Origin of the sequence: Synechococcus sp. BA-120 BA3 (assembly GCF_034931285.1) — a bacterium.
Lineage (GTDB): Bacteria > Cyanobacteriota > Cyanobacteriia > PCC-6307 > Cyanobiaceae > Cyanobium.
Genome location: NZ_JAYGHZ010000376.1, coordinates 1 through 4,298, shown reverse-complemented (window position 1 = coordinate 4,298; position 4,298 = coordinate 1). Strand labels below are relative to the sequence as shown.

The following is a 4,298-nucleotide window of genomic DNA, read 5'->3' as shown; positions in this document are numbered from 1 at the left end:
GAGCTTGAGTGCCTCATGGTCGCCTTTGAACTGCTTATTAAGCTGAACTGTCTGAGGGGCACCAGCACGATGCCCTTGGCGGTGCGGTTGAGGCTCATGGGCAGGGCTCCGCCCGGGCCAGGCCGGCTTCGATCAGGCCAGCGGCGATGTCGTCACCGCCGGCCAGCAGGCTCACCCGGGCCAGCAGGGTGCCGTCCCGCTGGCCCATCGGGCGCAGGTTCACCCTGGTGCGGCGGGGCAGGGCCTGCCGCAGCCAGCTGATCGCCTCACTCTCCTGTCCTGGGGCCAGTGCCATGCAGGCCAGCTCCACGGGGTAGCTGCGGTTGCCATCACCCACCTGCAGCAGGGTGCCGCTGCGCACCTGGTACACCTCCGCCGCCGCGGCCGCGCCGGGCCACAGCAGCATCAGTGTGAGCAGGGCCCCGAACAGCGTCAGAGCTTGGCGCCGCAACTGGGGCAGAACAGGTGGGCACTGGCGGTGGTGCTGCCGCAGGCGTTGCATTGGCGGATGGTGTCGATGGCCAGTTCGGGATGGCTGGGCAGTCCGACCATCTGGGCGTTGCTGGCACCCGGGGGCACCATCGGGTAGCAGTTCTCGTTGCGGCGCACGCGCACGTCCACGAACACCGGTCCGGGATGGGCCAGGGCCTCGGCGAGGCCGGAGCGCAGCTGGGCCCGGTCGGTGATGCCGATGCCCTTGACGCCGAACGCTTCGGCGAGGGCGGGGAAATCGGGCATGCCGCCGGTCATCTCGGAACTGGAGTAGCGCTCCTCATAGAAGCTCTCCTGCCACTGGCGCACCATCCCCTGCCAGCCGTTGTTGAGCACCACCACCTTCACCGGCAGCTGGTACTGGCTGAGGGTGCCCAGCTCCTGGATGTTCATCAGGATGCTGGCGTCTCCGGCGACGCAGATCACTGTCTCGTCGGGGAAGGCGGTCTGGACGCCCATGGCGGCGGGCATGCCGAAGCCCATGGTGCCCAGGCCGGCACTGCTGATCCAGCGGCGGGGTCCGTTGCGCAGGAACTGGGCCGCCCACATCTGGTGCTGGCCGACATCAGTGGTGAAGAACGCCTCGGAGGCCAGTTCCCGCAGGGCGATCACCACCTCCTGCGGCGCGATTTCGCCGGTGGGCTGGGGGATCACCAGGGGGTAGTGGTGCTTCCAGGCGTCGATGCGCTCGAGCCAGGCGTCGGTGCGGCGGTTGGAACCTTCGCCGATCGAGGCCTGCAGCAGGGCCTCCAGGGCCTGCTTGACATCGGAGACGACCGGCACCTCGGGCACCCGGTTCTTGCCCACCTCGGCCGCATCGATGTCGATGTGGATCACCTGAGCCCGGGGGGCAAAGCTGTCGAGGCGGCCGGTGACCCGGTCATCGAAGCGGGCGCCGACGGCGATCAGCAGGTCGCACTCGGTGACGGCGAAGTTGGCGTAGGCGGTGCCGTGCATGCCGAGCATGCCGACCGCAAGGGGATGGTTCTCATCGAAGGCCCCCTTGCCCATCAGGGTGGTGGTGACCGGCAGCCGGAACCGTTCCGCCAGCTGGTGCACCTCGGCGTGGGCGTCGGAGGCGATGGCGCCGCCACCCACATAGAGCAGGGGGCGGCGGGCCTGGCGGATCAGGGTCAGGGCGTCACCGATGGCCTCCGGTCGGGGGGCCGGCGAACGCTTGAAGCCCGAGGGGATCGCCGATCCCGGGGCCACGGGGGTGTAGTCGAACTCCTCGGCACCCACATCCTTGGGCACGTCGATCAGCACCGGGCCCGGACGGCCGCTGGCGGCGATCAGGAAGGCCTCGGCCACGATGCGGCCGATGTCGGCGGGGTCGCGCACCACCCAGGAGTGCTTCACGATCGGCAGGGTGATGCCGAAAATGTCGGTTTCCTGGAAGGCATCGGTGCCGATGGCGGCCCGGGGCACCTGGCCGGTGATGACCACCATCGGCACCGAATCCATCTGGGCGGTGGCGATGCCGGTGACCAGGTTGGTGGCGCCGGGGCCGGAGGTGCCGAAGCAGACGCCCACCTGGCCGGTGGCACGGGCGTAGGCGTCGGCGGCATGGGTGCCGCCCTGCTCGTGGCGCACCAGGATGTGCTTCAGCCAGCCCCGGGCCTCCGCCTTGTGGAGCTCGTCGTAGATGGGCAGGATGGCGCCGCCCGGGTAGCCGAAGATGTGGCGGACGCCATGGCGGTGCAGGGCATCCATCAGGGCGTAGGCCCCGCTCACCCGCATCGGCGCTGACGACGGCGCCGGGGCCTGGGGACTGGAAACAGTGGGGCTGCTGGTCCCGGCGGCGGCGATGGCGGAAGGAAGGGGCGTGAGCGTCACGGCGGCGGCTGGGGTCGGGCGAAGGGAGGGAATCGTCAGGATGGGAGAGCGTTCAGCCCGGGAGCCAGGCGTCCGGGCAGGGGTCTCGGAACCATCAGCGGAAGACACCAAGGTTAGGTCGCTGGATGGGGTTTGGGTTGCGCTGCCGGCGGCTCTCCGCCATGGCCCGCAACACGCGGGCCGGATCCATCCAGGCGCCCCTGTAGCGCAGGCCCCAGTGGAGGTGGGGGCCGGTGGTGCTGCCCGTGAGGCCCACATGGCCGATCACCTGGCCGGTGGCCACCCGCTGCCCCTCCCGCAGCAGGACGCCGCCGCTGCGGTAGACGCCGTTGCCGGCCTGGCCCCCGAGGTGGCAGTAGATGTGCTCGTAGCTGCCCGAGCGGATCACCAGCCCGTTGCCGCAGCCGCCGTCGACGATCACCTCGCTCACCGTTCCTGCCCACCAGCTGCGGATCGGCGATCCCAGGGGCGCGGCGATGTCGATGCCGTAATGGGGACGCACGTCGCCGCTGAGGGGATGGGAGCGCAGGCCGAAGCCGCTCGTGTAGCCGGCGAAGCTCGCCACCGGAAACGCCCCCCGGCCCCAGAGGCTGGCGGTGCGGGCCTCGGCGGGCAGGGCCTGGCTGCTCAGCCCCAGGGTGGCGGCGATGACCAGCGAACGGCTCCGCAGGCCGGGGCGCCTGGAGCGATCAGAGCAGTCCAAGGGCATGCAGGGGGCCGTGACCGGTGAGTAATTCCAACAGAAACGCGGAGAATCCGACCATGGCCAGCCGGCCATTCCAGACCTCGGAGCTGTTGTTCCAGCCCCAGGCCCACTTGTCCTGGGGATAGAGCTTCACCTTCTTGGGCAGCTGGGCCGCCATGTCGAGGTTCACCTCCGGGCCCGCCATGGCTTCGTGGACCAGGTCGGCGAGTCCCTGGATGAAGGTGGGGTCGGTGTCGAGGGCCGGCACCCGGCGGAAGTGGCTGACGCCGGCCTCGGTGGCGATCTCGCGGTACTCGATGTCGATCTCCTCGAGGGTCTCGATGTGCTCGCTGACGAAGCTGATCGGCACCACCACCAGCTCCTGGACGCCCTGCTCGCCCAGTTCCCGCAGAGCGTCCTCGGTGTAGGGCTTGAGCCATTCCACCGGCCCCACCCGGCTCTGGTAGGCAAGGGTGGAGGGGTTGGAATGGCCCAGCAGCTGTTCCAGGCGCTCCATCACCAGGGCGGCGCAGGCCTCGATCTCCTTCTGATAGGGGTCGCCGGCCTCCTCCACGTAGCTCTTGGGCACCCCATGGGCACTGAAGAAGATGTGAGCCGACGCCGGGGCCTCGCAGTTGCCGACCTCCCGGGCGATCAGCCCGGCCATGGCATTGATGTACCCGGGATGGTCGTACCAGCTGCGGATGCAGCGGATCGGCAGCCGGCGGAAGGCCGGGTCGGCCTGGCGGAGGCGCTGCAGCTCCCGGAAGCTGGAGCCGCTGGTGCTGATCGAGAAGTGGGGATAGAGCGGCAGCACCACCACCTCCTCCACTCCGTCGGCCTTGATGTCGCCCACCGCCGATTCGGTGAAGGGGTGCCAGTAGCGCATCGCCACGTAGCTGGTGGCGTCGACCCCCTCCTGGCGCAAGCGGCTCTGCAGCTCCCGGGCCTGTTGCTCGGTGATGCGGCGCAGGGGGGAACCGCCGCCGATGGAGCGGTAGGCCTCCTTCGACTTGCCGCTGCGGAGGGTGCTGATCAGCCAGGCGAGGGGTTTCTGCAGCGCCGGCGTGGGCAGGCGAATGATCTCCGGATCGGAGAACAGGTTGTAGAGGAATGGCCCGACGTCCTCGATCCGCTCCGGACCGCCGAGGTTCAGCAGCAGCACGCCGACCCTGGCCATGCCTTCGATCAGAAAGGCAGAGCGTAACCCCGCCTCCCCACCGGCGGCTGCCCGGCGGGTCACCGGCCCCTCCCTGGCGGCGCCGGGGCGGCAGGGGTAGCGTCC

The 4,298-nt window shown here is 69.8% G+C and carries 4 protein-coding genes; all 4 read right to left on the bottom strand.

What is annotated here, in order from left to right; translation table 11 throughout:
• Positions 1-94: 94 nt before the first annotated feature.
• Positions 95-406: a hypothetical protein gene (locus tag VB737_RS15260; protein WP_500314210.1), complete on the bottom strand. Its 312-nt coding sequence runs from the start codon at positions 404-406 to the stop codon at positions 95-97.
• Positions 407-432: 26 nt separating this feature from the next.
• Entirely contained in the window at positions 433-2,232 is a 1,800-nt protein-coding gene (gene ilvB / locus VB737_RS15255) for a biosynthetic-type acetolactate synthase large subunit (RefSeq protein WP_500314214.1), read from the bottom strand.
• A gap of 190 nt (positions 2,233-2,422) precedes the next feature.
• Complete coding sequence (locus VB737_RS15250) at positions 2,423-3,037, bottom strand: M23 family metallopeptidase (RefSeq protein WP_500314208.1); 615 nt, start codon at positions 3,035-3,037, stop codon at positions 2,423-2,425.
• Positions 3,018-4,193: a ferrochelatase gene (gene hemH, locus VB737_RS15245; RefSeq protein ID WP_500314212.1), complete on the bottom strand. Its 1,176-nt coding sequence runs from the start codon at positions 4,191-4,193 to the stop codon at positions 3,018-3,020. The genes VB737_RS15250 and hemH overlap by 20 nt, the downstream gene beginning before the upstream one ends.
• Between the last annotated feature and the right edge of the window lie 105 nt (positions 4,194-4,298).